Here is a 13,894-nt window from a genome sequence, read left to right as displayed (position 1 = left end):
TCGACCAGACCGGGAGAGGGACGCCGATGGCGATGCGCCTGTTTTGCTGCATCATTGCGCTGATTTTGCTGACGGGCACGCCCAGCGCGCAGGCCGAGGACGGCTATGACCTGTGGCTGCGCTATCCACGGGCGGAAGGCCCGGCGTTGAGCGGGCTTTCAGGCCATGCCCGGTCCATCGTTGCGCCCGGCACATCACCCACCGCACGCGCCGCCCTTGAGGAACTGACGCGCGGGCTGACGGGCATGACCGGGGAGGCGCCTGCCGTTGCGAGCGCGCCGGACGAGGGCGCGATCCTGCTGGCAACCACCGAGTCGCCCGCCCTCGCCCGCTTCTCGCTCGACCTCAAGCCGCTGGGCGCGGAAGGCTATGCGATTCGGACCACCACGATCGACGGCAAGGGGGTAACGGTAATCGCCGCCAATGCAGACAGGGGATTGCTTTATGGCGTGTTCCACTATCTGCGGCTGGCCGCGACAGGCGCGCCGCTGGATGCGCTGAAGATTCGCGAAAGCCCGCGCATCGGGCTGCGGCTGCTCAACCATTGGGACAATCTGGATGGCACCGTGGAGCGCGGCTATGCGGGCGATTCGATCTGGGACTGGTGGACGCTGCCGGAGTGGAAGGGACCGCGCTATACGGACTATGCGCGGGCCAATGCCTCGATCGGGATCAACGGCACCGTCCTCAACAATGTAAATGCCAAGTCGGACAGCCTGACCGCGCCCTATATCGCCAAGGCGGCGGCACTGGCCGGTGTATTCCGCCCCTATGGGATCAAAGTCTACCTCTCGGTCAAATGGACCGCGCCGATGGAATTGGGGGAACTGAAGACCGCCGATCCGCTCGATCCGCAGGTCGCCGCCTGGTGGAAGGCGAAGGCGGACGAAATTTATGCCGCGATCCCCGACTTTGGCGGCTTTCTGGTGAAGGCCAATAGCGAGGGGCAGCCGGGACCACAGGATTATAAGCGCACCCATGCCGATGGCGCGAACATGCTGGCCGCTGCGGTGCAATCGCATGGCGGGATCGTGATGTGGCGAGCCTTCGTCTATGCCCATGACAATCCCGACGATCGTGCGAAACAGGCCTATGCCGACTTCAAGCCGTTGGACGGGCAATTTGCCGACAATGTGATCGTTCAGGTGAAGAATGGCGCGATCGACTTTCAGCCGCGCGAACCCTTTCATCCGCTGTTCGGAGCGATGCCGAAGACCCCGCTGATGATGGAGTTCCAGATCACCAAGGAATATCTGGGACAGCAGACGCACCTCACCTATTTGGGACCGTTGTTCGAAGAAGTGCTGAAGGCCGACACGATGGCGAAGGGCAAGGGATCGACGGTGGCAAAGGTCATCGACGGGTCGCTGGAGGGCCACAGGCTGACCGGCATTGCGGGCGTCGCCAATATCGGCGCGGATCGCGACTGGAGCGGGTCGGTCTTCAATCAGGCGGACTGGTATGCGTTCGGACGAATGGCTTGGAATCCCGACCTGACGGCGCAGGCTGTTGCAAAGGAATGGACGGCACAGACCTTCTCGCCCGCGCCCGCGCTGGTCGATCCGGTGGTGGCGATGATGATGGGATCGCGCGAAGCGGCGGTCAATTATATGACACCGCTGGGGCTGGCGCACATCATGGCGACAGGCCATCATTATGGCCCCGCGCCCTGGGTGTCGGAACTGGCGCGGCCGGAATGGAACCCGGTCTATTATCATCGCGCAGACGCCAGCGGCATCGGCTTTGACCGGACGAAGACGGGGAGCAATGCGGTCGCGCAATATGCCCCTGCCCTCGCCCGGAAGTTGGCCGATCCGAAGACGACGCCGGAGCGCGATTTGCTGTGGTTCCATCATGTCGGGTGGGACGAGCGGTTGTCATCGGGGGAGACGCTGTGGGACGCGCTGGTGCATCATTATGATGCGGGCGTGGCATCGGTAAGCGAGATGCAGGCGACATGGGATGCCCTGCGCGGTCAGGTGGATGCCGAGCGCTTCGCCCAGACACAGGCGTTTCTGGTGATCCAGAAGCGCGATGCGACATGGTGGCGGGATGCGTGTCTCGCCTATTTCCAATCGATCACGAAACGTCCCCTGCCCGCAAGCGCCGCGCCGCCCGCCCATCCGCTGGACTGGTACAAGGCGCAGAGCTTGTCCTACGCGCCGGGCAATCCGAAGTGAGCGTTAGGAAATGGCTGCGCACTCTGCATGGGCAATATGGGGCATGATGACCGACAGGGCGCGATCGACATACAACGCCTTCTCCCCAACCGGCGCGACATAATGGATGGCCTCCTCGGCGTCGCGCCGGGAGGCCCCGCGCGCGATGATCCAGGCCGCCAGATACTGCGAGGCAAGGCAACCGCCCGCCGTTGCGACATTGTCATGCGCGACAAAGGGCGCATCAATGACGTTGACGCCCGCCTCGAGCACCCACGGCTTTGTGGTCAGGTCGGTACAGGCGGGCAGATCGCCCAACAGGCCCAGCCTTGCCAGCAGGAGCGTTCCGGAACATTGCGCGGCAACGAGTTGGCGTGAGGGATCGAGCCTGATCCTCGACAACAGGTCCTTATCGGCAGCGATGTCACGAGTCCTGACACCGCTGCCGATCAGAACGGCATCGGCTTCGCCTGCAAATTCGAGCGGGCGTTGGCGCTGAACCGTGACGCCGTTCATCGACGTCACCTGCTCAGTGGGCGAGGTGATATAGGCCGCCCAGCCCTTGGCCTTCATGCGATTGAGGATGGCCGCCGCGACAAACGAATCCAGTTCATTGAACCCGTCGAACGTCAAAACCGCGATCTGCACCTATGCCTCCTGTAGCCAGCCAAATTTCAAGCTGCGTCGTAGGGCATCGCGGACATTGGTCGCATGGCCAGTTATGACCTTTTGGCCTGTAAGCAGGACGCTCCTAACAGCCCTTGCGCCGTGCCTCCCCTGCCCAGCCGATCGCATTGTCGATCAGGCGCAAGTGCAGCGGTTCGCTGTAGGTTTCAGCCTTGTGCCCCAGCGCGGAGAAGAAGACGCGGCCTCGGCCTATGCAGCGGGTCCAGATGATCGGATGAACACCCATGCGCTGGGACGAGGGGGGATCGTAGCTTTGCTCGTCCAGCGTGGCGAGGATCTGGGTCTTCTGGCCGGTCGGCGCGGCCTTGAACGCATACCATTCGTCGTTGCGCCGCCAGTCGGTCGGCAGGCCCGCCATTGCCGGATGATCGGGGACAGCAATCTTCATGGTCGCGTCCTGAAACTGTTTGGGCCGCGCGGTGTGACCGATGAACTGCGCGCCCAGCACGGTGTCGACCCACCAGCGCCAGTCATAGCGCCCGTCACCGCCCGCACCATGCAGCGCGACGAGGCCCCCGCCCTTTTCCAGCCAGCCTTTGAACGCCACCCGCTGATCGTCGGTGAAGATATTGCCGCTCGTGCTGTTGAAGACGATCGTGCCAAAGAATTTGAGCTGGCGCGGGTTGAAGATCGCCGCATTTTCCGTGACGATCACCTGTCGGTCGCGCGCCTTGCCCAACTCCTCGATCGCCTTAGCGGCAGCGCGAATCTGGGGGTCGTCGCGAAAGCCGTTGGTCTTGGAAAAGATGAGGATCGCGTCCCGGCCCTTCATCGCGGGGAGTGTCGGGGCTACACTGTCCATAACCGGTGTAGGCCAGTTGCGCGGGTCTTTCACATAGGGCGCGGGTTTGGCTGCTGCGGGCTGGGCGGCCGGTTCGGATGACTGTTGTGCGCACACATTGACCGGCGCGGCGATCGTTGCCAGCAGTATGGCGGACGCGTAAACAGGAAGCTTCATGCCCCTCCCCTCCTTTTTCCTTTAGTATTTGTTTCTGGTTCCGTTACCATTTCAACGATGACATGTCCGATCGACAGCGCAAGGGGCGCTTTGCAATAATGGAAAATCGTGTTTCACGGCGGCAGCGCAATGTGCCGACGATCAACGACGTCGCCAAACAGGCAGGCGTATCGCCGATGACAGTGTCGCGCGTCATCAATGGCGAGCAGGTCGTGCGCGCAGCGACGCGCGAGAAGGTGGAAAAGGCGATCGCGGCGCTCAACTATGCACCCAGCGCCGCCGCGCGTAGTCTGGCGGGAGGTGAAGAAACGCGAATCGGCCTGCTCTATTCCAACCCATCCTCTTCCTATCTGTCCGAATTTCTGATGGGCAGCCTGGATCAGGCGAGCCGCAGCAACGTGCATATCGTGGTCGAGAAATTCGCCGACGACATGTCGGTCGAGATGGTGGTCAAGCATCTGCAACGCGGCCGGATCGACGGCATCGTCCTGCCGCCGCCCTTATGCGATTCGGAAGAGATGCTGGAGGCGTTGAGGGCCGCGTCCATCCCGACGATCGTAGTGGCAAGCGGGCAGCCGCCCAAGGATATTTCCGCCGTGAGCATCGACGATCATGATGCCGCCTATGCGATGACGCGCCACCTGATCGCGCTGGGCCATCAGCGCATCGGGTTCATCAAGGGCAATCCCGACCAGAGCGCGAGCGACCGGCGGTTCGAGGGCTATGCAGCCGCGCTGGCCGAAGCGGGGATTGCGGCCGAGATTATATTGATCGAGCAGGGCTATTTCACCTACCGATCCGGTCTGGACGCGGCGGAGAAGATACTCGATCTGCCCGTCCCGCCCACCGCGATCTTTGCGAGCAATGACGATATGGCAGCGGCGACCGTCGCGGTGGCGCACCGGCGCGGGCTGGATGTGCCGGGCGATCTGACCGTCTGCGGTTTTGACGATACACCGCTGGCCACCACCATCTGGCCGGAACTGACGACCATCCACCAGCCGATCAGCGACATGTCGCGGGCAGCCGTCGATCTGCTGGTGCGGCAACTACGTGCGCGCGGCGGAAAGGCTGGCGAGCCGAACCATATGCTGCTGGACTATCAACTGGTGCGGCGACAGTCGGATGCGGCGCCGAGGAAGCGGCCCCGGCAGGGATAAGAAGGCGCGGAAACCAACGTTTCCGCGCCTTCTTTTGGGGGTGGCCTCAAGTGATCAGCCCTGCATATCCTCCAGCTCACGGCCTTTCGTCTCATGCACCATGGCGCGAACGAAGAAGAAGCTGATAAGCGCGAAGGCCGCATAGCCCATATAGGTGATCGCCAGCCCCGGCGACACGGTCAGAGCGGGGAAGGTGACGGAGATGGCCGCGTTGGCAATCCACTGGGCAAAGCCCGCGACGGCCAGCCCTGAGCCACGGATCTGGTTGGGGAACATCTCGCCCAGCATGACCCACATGATCGGACCCCAGCTCATGTTGAAGAAGATCACATAGAGGTTGGCAGCGACCAGTGCGATCAGGCCGTTATGGCCGGGCAGACTGACCGCGCCGTCCGCGCCGGTAATGGCGGTAGAGAAGGCCCAGGCGACGACGGCCAGTGTCAGCGCCATACCCGCCGAGCCGATCAGCAGCAGCGGTTTGCGGCCGATACGGTCGACCAAAGCTATGGTGGCGAGGCAGGCGCCGATCGATAATGCGCCCGAGAGGATGTTGATCTGAAGCGCGTTATCCTCGGAAAAGCCGACCGCCTCCCACAGCGTTGCGCCATAATAGAAGACGACGTTAATGCCGACCAGTTGCTGGAAGACGGCAAGGCCGATGCCGGTCCAGACGATCGGGCGGATCTTGCCGGTCGTCTTGCTGATGAGGTCCGACAATTTGGGCCGGTGGTGGTCGGCGGCCAGGCTGGCGCGGATTTCCGCCACCTTGCGCGTGGCTTCCTGTGCGCCGAACAGGCGGGTGAGCACGACCTGCGCCTCTGCATCGCGGCCACGCGCGACGAGGTAACGGGGGCTTTCGGGGATCACCAAAAGGGCGAGGAAGTAGATGGCGGCGGGGATCGCCTGAAGCCAGAACATCCAGCGCCATGCTTCGTAGCCGAACCACAGGATTGCGGTCGATCCACCCGCATAGCGGGCAAGGGTGAAGTTGGCGACGAAGGCGCCGGTGAGGCCGGTGATGATCATCACTTGCTGAACGCTGGACAGGCGGCCACGCACGGCGGCGGGGGTGACTTCGGAAATATAGACGGGCGAGATGACGCTGGCCGCGCCGACGCCAAGACCGCCGATGATGCGGGCGATGATAAAGATGGCGGAGGAACCCGCCGCACCTGCGACCAGCGCGCTGACGAGGAACAGTATGGCCGCCAGCATCATCACGCCGCGACGACCAATGCCGTCCGACAGGCGGCCCGCGCCGAATGCGCCGATCGACGAACCAACCAGAATCGCGCCGACATTGACGCCGATACCCAGCTTGCCCAGGTCGAAAGCGGCCTCAAGCCCCTTTTGCGTACCGTTGATAACGCCCGAATCATAGCCGAACATGAACCCGCCGATCGTGGCGACCGCCACGATTGCGGCGATGAAGCCCATATTGACCTGTCCGGCGCTCCCCTCCTGCTGCATCATTCCCGTCCCTCTTTCTTTATGCTGTTGCGATCACGCCCGGCAAACCGCGCACCCCCGGATCAAAGGCGAACAAGTCGCCCGCGAGCGGTTGCGCCGTCAAGGCTTCCTTCGACAGTCCCTTGGCCGCCGAAGTGGCGTAGGCAGTTGCCAGATCGTCCCCGCCAAAAGCAATCTTGGTCACATTTGCCACCGGAAAGGCAATAGTTTCCATCAGCCTGCCATTCGGATCGTAGCGCCGCACGCCCCAGCCCGCGAACAGCCCGGTCCAGACGCAGCCTTCCGCATCGACGGTGGGACCATCGGGATAGCCCGCGCCGTCCTCTATCATCGTGAACAGCCGGGTGTCGTGAAGAACGCGCCCCTCCTCCACCCGGCTTTGCCAGAGTGTGCGGCCCAGCGTGTCGGTGTGATAAAGGATGCCGCCATCGGGCGAGAAAGCGGGGCCATTGGTGATGCAGATCGGGGCGAAGCCACCGTCGGTGCAACCCGCGTCGTCAAAGCGATAGATGCGTCCGGTGTCAGCCGCTTCCGCGTCATCCATCGATCCAAACCAGATGTGCCCCTGCCCATCGACGGTCGCATCGTTCAGGCGATTGCCGGGCCGATCGGCTTCAGGCGCATGGACCAATGTGAAGCTGCCGCGCGCAGGATCGAAGCGGTGGATGCCGGTCTGGAGGCCGACAAGGAACAGGCCGTCGGCGCTTGGGACGATCCAGCCGACCTGCGCGGGGGCGGTCCAGCTTTGCAGGCTTTCCAGCGCGGGATCGAAACGGTGGATGGCAGGCGCCTTGATGTCCACAAACCAGAGCGCGGCATCGCGCGCGACCCAGACCGGCCCCTCACCCAATGTCGCGCGAAGGCTGAGGAGGCTCTGGGGACCGTGGCTCATGGCCTCAGCGCCAGCCTGCATCGACGAAATAATCATGGCCGGTACACATTTGCGCGTCGTCCGAAGCAAGGAACAGCGCCAGCGCGGCAACGTCCGCCGGGGCGATGCGGCCATCGAGGCACTGGGCAGCGACAATCTCCGCCTCCCCCTCCGGCGTGTACCATTTTTCCTGGCGGGGTGTCTTTACATTGCCCGGCACGATGGTGTTGACGCGGATGTTGTCGCGGCCCAGTTCACGGGCGAGACCGCGCGTCAGCCCCTCGATACCCGCCTTGGCCGTCTGGTAGAGGACCAGTTCGGGCAGGCCCAGATGCCAGCTTATCGACCCGAAATTGAGGATGACGCCGCCGCCCGCGCGCTTGAGTGCGGGGACAACCGCCTGCGCTGCGAAAAAGAGATGGCGCAGGTTCACCGCCATCCGCTCTTCCCAATAATCGAGCGTGACGTCCTCGACCCTGTGGCGATCGTCATTGGCCGCATTGTTGACGAGGATGTCGATGCCGCCCAGCGCGCTTTCGGCCTCGACCAGCATCGCCTGTACGGCGGCGATGTCGCGCAGGTCGCAGGGGTAGAAGAGCGGAGTGTGAGCAGCAGCCGCAGTCAGGCGATCGACCACGGCCCGGCCAGCCGCATCCAGGATGTCGCAGAAGGCGACCTTTGCGCCCTGCGTGACGAAACCCTCGACCAGTCCTTCGCCGATGCCGCTGCCACCACCGCTGATGAAAACCCGCTTGCCGGCAAGGCTGGGATAGATAGCGCGACCGCTCATGCATCCACCTTCTGAGCGAGCAGGCCCCGCTGCGCGAGATTGTCCATGAAGGCGCCAAGGCCCATCGTCCAGGGTGGTGCCTCCTTGGAGGTCGTGACCTGATTGGTGAGGCGGCCGAGGCGCGGGGTGGCGATCGTCACCACGTCGCCGACCTTGTGGGTGAAGCCCCGCCCCGGATCGTCACGATCCTGCACGGGGGCAAAGAGCGTGCCCAGAAACAGGACGAAGCCGTCGGGATAGTGATGTTCGCTGAGCGTCTGGCGAACGAGGTCCAGCGGATCGCGGCTGATCTGGTTCATCGCGCTGATGCCCTCGAGGCGATAGCCCTCCGGCCCGTCGATGGTCAGCGTCACGTCCGCATTGCGCACATCATCGATCGTATAGCCATTGTCGAACAGACGGATCAGCGGCCCAAGCGCGCAGGAGGCATTATTGTCCTTCGCCTTGCCCAGCAACAGGGCCGAGCGCCCTTCAAAATCGCGCAGGTTGACGTCATTGCCCAGCGTCGCGCCAACCGCTTGCCCACGAGAATCGACGATCAGCACGATTTCGGGTTCGGGGTTGTTCCAGGTGGAATCGGAGCGGATGCCGATCAGGGCGCCCGCGCCAACGGTGGAAAGCACCGGAGCCTTGGTAAAGACTTCTGCATCCGGGCCGATCGCAACCTCCAGATATTGCGACCAGAGGCCGTCCTCGATCAACGCGGCTTTCAGCGCAGCCGCCTCGGGCGAGCCGGGAACCACGGCGCGGATCGAGCTACCGACACGCTCCTCCAGCCGTCCGCGAATGTCCGCTGCCGCGCCTGCGTCGCCGCGCGCGCGCTCCTCGATCACCCGTTCGATGGCCGAGAGGGCGAAGGTCACGCCACACGCCTTGATGCATTGCAGGTCGACGGGGCTGAGCAGCGGCAGGGCGAGGCTGTCGAGCGGACCAAGGATGATGCCATCGGCAGGATCGAGGGGAAGCTGGTCCATCAACTGGGCGACCGTGGGGGCGACGCGCGCCATGTCGTGGGCGATGCCGTCAACGATCAGCATGGGGCTTGGCCCATGCTGCGTCAGCACCCGCCCCACAAAGCGCCCTGCCCGCCAATCGGACGGCAAATCGCTCACAAAGGAAAAATCCCCCGGCATCCTCAACTCCTACTCGACACGTCTCTTTGATAGCGCTACCAACACGGATGACGCTGTGCTGTCAAGAGGGTTCGCGCCAAGCGGATTGCAGCCGGGCTGGAGGATGCAGGTGTGAAGTGTTTGCGATCAGCCATGGCGCCAACAGGCAGCTTCGCGTCGCCCGCATCATTTAGTCCGACAATTAGCATGGAGGACTCGGGCTGCGCACCCTATATGGGTTCCGCGGCCACGGCCGATCCGATATTTCAGACCATCAGACATAAGGTGACGACATGATCAATGGCGCAATCCTCATCGGCGCGAGCGAAGCGCAGGGCGACAGCCGGTTCGATGCGGTCGATCCGTCCACGGGCAAGGCTCTGGACACCAGCTTCAGCAGCGCCGGGACCGACTCGGTCGAACAGGCGTGCGCGCTGGCCGACGCCGCCGCCATCCCCTTTGCCGACCTGGCGCCCGCCGATCGGGCAGCCTTTCTGGAAAAGATCGCGGACGAAATCGTCGCGATCGGCGACGATCTGATCGTGCGCGCCATGGCCGAAAGCGGCCTGCCCCGTGCGCGCCTTGAAGGGGAACGGGGGCGGACGACCGGGCAGTTGAAGCTGTTCGCCACCGTGCTGCGCGAAGGGAGCTGGGCCGCGCGGACAATCGACCCCGCCCAGCCCGATCGCCAGCCCCTGCCCCGCCCCGACATTCGCCTGCGCAATATCTCCGTAGGCCCGGTCGCGGTATTTGGTGCGAGCAACTTCCCTCTCGCCTTCTCGGTCGCAGGGGGTGACACGGCCTCGGCGCTGGCCGCTGGTTCGCCGGTGGTGGTGAAGGGGCATCCGGCGCATCCGGGCACTGGCGAACTGGTCGCCCGCGCCATCCAGCGCGCGGTTGCCGCCTGCGGTCTGCCAGAGGGCGTCTTCTCCTACCTGCCCGGCACCAGCAACGAGTTGGGCGGTGCGCTGGTCGCCGATCCACGGATCAAGGCGGTGGGCTTTACCGGATCGCGCGGCGGTGGTCTGGCGCTGATGCGGATTGCTGCGCAACGCGCCGAACCGATCCCGGTCTATGCCGAGATGAGCAGCATCAACCCGGTCATCCTGTTCCCCGCCGCCCTGAAAGCGCGCGGCGCGGCGCTGGCGCCTGCATTCATCGGGTCGCTGACCATGGGCGCGGGGCAGTTCTGCACCAATCCCGGCCTGCTGATCGCGATCGACGGCCCGGACCTCGATGCGTTCCTGGCAGCGGCTGGCGAAGCGCTGACGGGGAGCGCCGCGGCGCAGATGCTGACTCCCGCCATCCATGATGCGTATGAGAAGGGCGTGGCCGCGCTGGCGGCGCACAATGACGTGACGCAAGTGGCGCGCGGCGTGGCTGGCGAAGGCGTCAATCAGGCACAGGGCGCGCTGTTCAAGACGAGCGCTGCGCAGTTCCTGGCTGACAAGGCGCTGGGCCATGAGGTGTTCGGCTCCTCCTCGATCGTCGTGACGGTCAAGGACATGGACGAGGCCAGGAGCGTCATCGCATCGCTGGAAGGCCAGTTGACCGCGACAATCCTGCTGGACGCCGAGGACGAGCCGCTGGCCGCGCAGATCCTGCCCGTGCTGGAGCGCAAGGTCGGTCGTATTCTGGCCAATGGCTGGCCCACCGGTGTCGAGGTGTGCCACGCAATGGTCCATGGCGGGCCGTTCCCGGCGACCTCCGACGGGCGCACCACCTCGGTCGGCGCGAAGGCGATCGAGCGCTTCCTGCGCCCGGTCAGCTATCAGGCGCTGCCAGCATCGCTGGTGCCTGCCGCGATTGCAGACGGCAATCCCTGGACCCTGCCTGAGCGCGTCGATGGCGTGTTGAAGCTGTCTTGACGGAGTAAAGCATGACGGACGCCCCTACCCCCGCCCCCTCTCCGTCTGGTCGGCGGTTCCGGTCGCAGGACTGGTTCGCCGACCCCGCCCGGTCCGACATGGTGGCGCTCTATCTGGAGCGCTTCATGAATTACGGAATCACCCCGGCGGAATCGCGGTCGGGGCGTCCGATCATCGGCATTGCCCAGACGGGCAGCGACCTGTCCCCCTGCAACCGTATCCATGTCGACCTCGCCAAGCGGGTGCGCGACGGGATACGGGATGCGGGCGGAATCGCGATGGAATTTCCGGTCCATCCGATCTTTGAAAATTGCCGTCGGCCTACCGCCGCGCTGGACCGGAATCTGGCCTATCTGGGGCTGGTCGAGCTGCTGTACGGCTATCCGATCGACGCGGTGGTGCTGACCACCGGCTGCGACAAGACGACGCCATCGGGAATCATGGCCGCCTCCACCGTTGATATTCCCGCGATCGTCCTGTCGGGCGGGCCGATGCTGGATGGCTGGCATGAGGGCGAACTGGTGGGATCGGGCACGGTGATCTGGCGCAGCCGCCGGAAACTGGCGGCGGGCGAGATCAGCGAGGAGGAGTTTCTGGAACGCGCCTGCGACAGCGCGCCATCGGCGGGCCATTGCAACACCATGGGCACGGCGTCGACGATGAATGCGGTGGCCGAAGCACTGGGGCTGTCCCTGCCCGGTTGCGCCGCCATTCCCGCTCCTTATCGCGAGCGCGGCCAGATGGCCTATGAAACGGGCCGCCGGATCGTGGAGATGGCACGGGAGGATCTGCGCCCCTCGCACATCCTGACGCGCGAGAGCTTCCTGAACGCCATTCGCGTCGTCAGCGCGATCGGCGGGTCAAGCAACGCGCAACCGCATGTGATGGCGATGGCGCGTCATGCCGGGGTGGAGATCAATGCCTCCGACTGGACGACCCATGGCTATGACCTGCCGCTGATCGTGGACATGCAGCCCGCCGGGCGTTTCCTGGGCGAGCGGTTTCACCGGGCGGGCGGCGTCCCTTCGGTGATGTGGAAATTGATGCAGGCGGGCGTGCTGGACGCCGATTGCCTGACGGTGACGGGCAGGACGCTGGCCGATACTCTGAGTGGGCGCGAGGCGAAGGACCGCGAGGTCATCCGCCCCTTTGCAGAGCCACTGCGCGAAAAGGCCGGGCTCCTGGTGCTGGCGGGCAATCTGTTCGATTTCGGCATCATGAAAACCTCGGTTATCAGCGAGGAGTTTCGCGACCGCTATCTGTCGCGCCCCGGTTCGGAAGGCGTGTTCGAGGCGCGGGCGATCGTGTTCGAGGGCGGCGATGACTATCATCACCGGATCAACGATCCTTCGCTCGCCATCGACGCTGATTGCATATTGGTAATGCGCGGCGCGGGGCCGATCGGCTGGCCGGGGTCGGCGGAGGTCGTCAACATGCAGCCGCCAGATGCGTTGATCCAGCAGGGCATCCAGTGGCTGCCCACATTGGGCGACGGGCGGCAGTCGGGGACGTCGGACAGCCCCTCCATCCTCAACTGCTCGCCCGAAAGCGCCGCGGGAGGCGGGCTTTCATGGCTGCGGACCGGGGACATGATCCGCATCGACATCAACCGGGGGGCATGCAACGCACTGGTGAACGCAGACGAGATCGCGCGGCGCAAGGTGGAAACGCCGGTCGAGGCGCCTGTCAGCAATACGCCGTGGGAAGAGCTGTTCCGCGAGAAGACCGGGCAGATGGCCGATGGCGCGGTGCTGGAAATGGCGGTGAAATATCGCGGGATCGCCAATAAGACGCCGCGGCACAATCATTAGGGTTTAGTCCCTGAACACCACCGTCTTGCCGCCGTTGATGAGCACGCGTTCCTGCAAGTGATAGAGAACCGCTCGGGCGAGGACGCGTTGTTCAATGTTGCGACCCTTGGCGACCAGATTCTCCGGCGCATCCGCATGGCTGATCGCTTCGACATCCTGATGGATGATCGGGCCTTCGTCGAGGTCGCTGGTGACATAATGAGCGGTCGCGCCGATCATCTTCACGCCGCGCGCATGGGCCTGATGATAGGGTTTCGCGCCCTTGAAGCCCGGCAGGAAGCTGTGGTGGATATTGATGCAACGGCCTGAAAGGAAGGCGGCGAGGTCGTCCGACAATATCTGCATATAGCGGGCGAGGATGACAAGATCGGCGCTGCTTGCCTCCACCAGCGCCTTGATCTGCGCTTCCTGCGCCTGCTTGGTGTCCGGGGTAACGGGCAGGTGGTGAAAGGGCGCGTCGCCGATCAGGCCGGGATTGTGGGCGCTGAACGGGTGATTGGAGGCGATGCCGACCACTTCCATATTCAGTTCGCCGATGCGGGTGCGATAGAGAAGGTCGCCAAGACAATGGTCGAACTTCGACACCAGGATCAGTACCTTCTGTCGCTCCTGTGCGGCGCGCAGACGGCAGATCATCTGATGTTGATCGGCAAGGCCGCCGATCGCCGCCTCCAGCGCGTCACGCGACTGGTCGGTCGCGAAGACGACGCGCATGAAGAACAGGCCGGTTTCGCGATCGTCAAACTGCTGCGCCTCAAGGATATTCCCACCCTGGGCGAACAACAGCGCGCTGACGGCCGCGACCAGTCCGGGGCGGTCCTGGCAGGACAAAGTGAGGATATAGTCATGCGTCATCGGTCATAAATCCTGCAAGGGGCGCGAGCCGCCGTTACCGGGAGATGGCGCTTCGCTCAACCCGTCGAGGCCCCCCACCGCCAATGTCACATCTGCGCAGGCCGCAGTGTCGATCATGCTGATCCAGCCCCCCGGCAGATCTGTCGTCCGGAC

Annotated in this window: 11 protein-coding genes; 4 read left to right on the top strand and 7 right to left on the bottom strand. The window is 64.2% G+C overall.

Annotation, left to right across the window (positions count from 1 at the left end):
- Window positions 1-26 precede the first annotated feature (26 nt).
- Window positions 27-2,180 (top strand): alpha-glucuronidase family glycosyl hydrolase, encoded by a 2,154-nt coding sequence (locus WFR25_RS04985; protein ID WP_336969130.1) that lies wholly within the window; start codon window positions 27-29, stop codon window positions 2,178-2,180.
- Window positions 2,181-2,183: 3 nt separating this feature from the next.
- On the opposite strand, the gene WFR25_RS04980 is transcribed toward WFR25_RS04985, so the two are convergent.
- On the bottom strand, window positions 2,184-2,807 hold the full coding sequence (locus tag WFR25_RS04980; protein WP_336969128.1) for a DJ-1/PfpI family protein: 624 nt from the start codon (window positions 2,805-2,807) through the stop codon (window positions 2,184-2,186).
- A gap of 103 nt (window positions 2,808-2,910) precedes the next feature.
- Window positions 2,911-3,804, bottom strand: a complete 894-nt coding sequence (locus WFR25_RS04975) for a ThuA domain-containing protein (RefSeq protein WP_336969126.1) — start codon at window positions 3,802-3,804, stop codon at window positions 2,911-2,913.
- Window positions 3,805-3,902: 98 nt separating this feature from the next.
- Between WFR25_RS04975 and WFR25_RS04970 the strand changes: the two genes are divergently transcribed.
- Complete coding sequence (locus WFR25_RS04970) at window positions 3,903-4,964, top strand: LacI family DNA-binding transcriptional regulator (protein WP_336969124.1); 1,062 nt, start codon at window positions 3,903-3,905, stop codon at window positions 4,962-4,964.
- 54 nt (window positions 4,965-5,018) lie between these two features.
- Here the strand turns inward: WFR25_RS04970 and WFR25_RS04965 are convergent, their stop codons facing one another.
- Genes WFR25_RS04965 through WFR25_RS04950 form a run of 4 tightly spaced genes read right to left on the bottom strand, consistent with a single transcriptional unit; the run spans window position 5,019 to window position 9,228 of the window.
- Window positions 5,019-6,434, bottom strand: a complete 1,416-nt coding sequence (locus WFR25_RS04965) for a sugar porter family MFS transporter (protein ID WP_336974693.1) — start codon at window positions 6,432-6,434, stop codon at window positions 5,019-5,021.
- A 19-nt stretch (window positions 6,435-6,453) separates the two neighbouring features.
- Complete coding sequence (locus WFR25_RS04960) at window positions 6,454-7,326, bottom strand: SMP-30/gluconolactonase/LRE family protein (RefSeq protein ID WP_336969121.1); 873 nt, start codon at window positions 7,324-7,326, stop codon at window positions 6,454-6,456.
- Window positions 7,327-7,330: 4 nt separating this feature from the next.
- Window positions 7,331-8,095: a D-xylose 1-dehydrogenase gene (gene xylB, locus WFR25_RS04955; protein ID WP_336969118.1), complete on the bottom strand. Its 765-nt coding sequence runs from the start codon at window positions 8,093-8,095 to the stop codon at window positions 7,331-7,333.
- Entirely contained in the window at window positions 8,092-9,228 is a 1,137-nt protein-coding gene (locus tag WFR25_RS04950; protein ID WP_336969115.1) for a fumarylacetoacetate hydrolase family protein, read from the bottom strand. The genes xylB and WFR25_RS04950 overlap by 4 nt, the downstream gene beginning before the upstream one ends.
- A 272-nt stretch (window positions 9,229-9,500) precedes the next feature.
- Between WFR25_RS04950 and WFR25_RS04945 the strand changes: the two genes are divergently transcribed.
- Both WFR25_RS04945 and WFR25_RS04940 read left to right on the top strand, forming a co-directional pair.
- Window positions 9,501-11,075, top strand: coding sequence for an aldehyde dehydrogenase (NADP(+)) (locus WFR25_RS04945; RefSeq protein WP_336969113.1), 1,575 nt, complete (start codon window positions 9,501-9,503; stop codon window positions 11,073-11,075).
- 11 nt (window positions 11,076-11,086) lie between these two features.
- A complete protein-coding gene (locus WFR25_RS04940; RefSeq protein WP_336969110.1) occupies window positions 11,087-12,886 on the top strand; it encodes an IlvD/Edd family dehydratase in 1,800 nt (599 codons plus the stop codon).
- Window positions 12,887-12,889: 3 nt separating this feature from the next.
- On the opposite strand, the gene purU is transcribed toward WFR25_RS04940, so the two are convergent.
- Window positions 12,890-13,741 (bottom strand): formyltetrahydrofolate deformylase, encoded by an 852-nt coding sequence (purU, locus tag WFR25_RS04935; RefSeq protein ID WP_336969107.1) that lies wholly within the window; start codon window positions 13,739-13,741, stop codon window positions 12,890-12,892.
- Between the last annotated feature and the right edge of the window lie 153 nt (window positions 13,742-13,894).

The organism is Sphingobium aromaticiconvertens, assembly GCF_037154075.1.
Taxonomy (GTDB): domain Bacteria; phylum Pseudomonadota; class Alphaproteobacteria; order Sphingomonadales; family Sphingomonadaceae; genus Sphingobium; species Sphingobium aromaticiconvertens.
The sequence above is the reverse complement of the archived record's forward strand: the minus strand, read 5'-3'. Positions and strand labels throughout refer to the sequence as shown.

Excerpts from the sequence above, each read along its gene's own strand:
- WFR25_RS04985 (WP_336969130.1), top strand. The coding sequence starts at position 27 with ATGGCGATGCGCCTGTTTTGCTGCATCATTGCGCTGATTTTGCTGACG.
- WFR25_RS04975 (WP_336969126.1), bottom strand. The coding sequence starts at position 3,804 with ATGAAGCTTCCTGTTTACGCGTCCGCCATACTGCTGGCAACGATCGCC.
- WFR25_RS04970 (WP_336969124.1), top strand. The coding sequence starts at position 3,903 with ATGGAAAATCGTGTTTCACGGCGGCAGCGCAATGTGCCGACGATCAAC.
- WFR25_RS04965 (WP_336974693.1), bottom strand. The coding sequence starts at position 6,434 with ATGCAGCAGGAGGGGAGCGCCGGACAGGTCAATATGGGCTTCATCGCC.
- WFR25_RS04960 (WP_336969121.1), bottom strand. The coding sequence starts at position 7,326 with ATGAGCCACGGTCCCCAGAGCCTCCTCAGCCTTCGCGCGACATTGGGT.
- xylB (WP_336969118.1), bottom strand. The coding sequence starts at position 8,095 with ATGAGCGGTCGCGCTATCTATCCCAGCCTTGCCGGCAAGCGGGTTTTC.
- WFR25_RS04950 (WP_336969115.1), bottom strand. The coding sequence starts at position 9,228 with ATGCCGGGGGATTTTTCCTTTGTGAGCGATTTGCCGTCCGATTGGCGG.
- WFR25_RS04945 (WP_336969113.1), top strand. The coding sequence starts at position 9,501 with ATGATCAATGGCGCAATCCTCATCGGCGCGAGCGAAGCGCAGGGCGAC.
- WFR25_RS04940 (WP_336969110.1), top strand. The coding sequence starts at position 11,087 with ATGACGGACGCCCCTACCCCCGCCCCCTCTCCGTCTGGTCGGCGGTTC.
- purU (WP_336969107.1), bottom strand. The coding sequence starts at position 13,741 with ATGACGCATGACTATATCCTCACTTTGTCCTGCCAGGACCGCCCCGGA.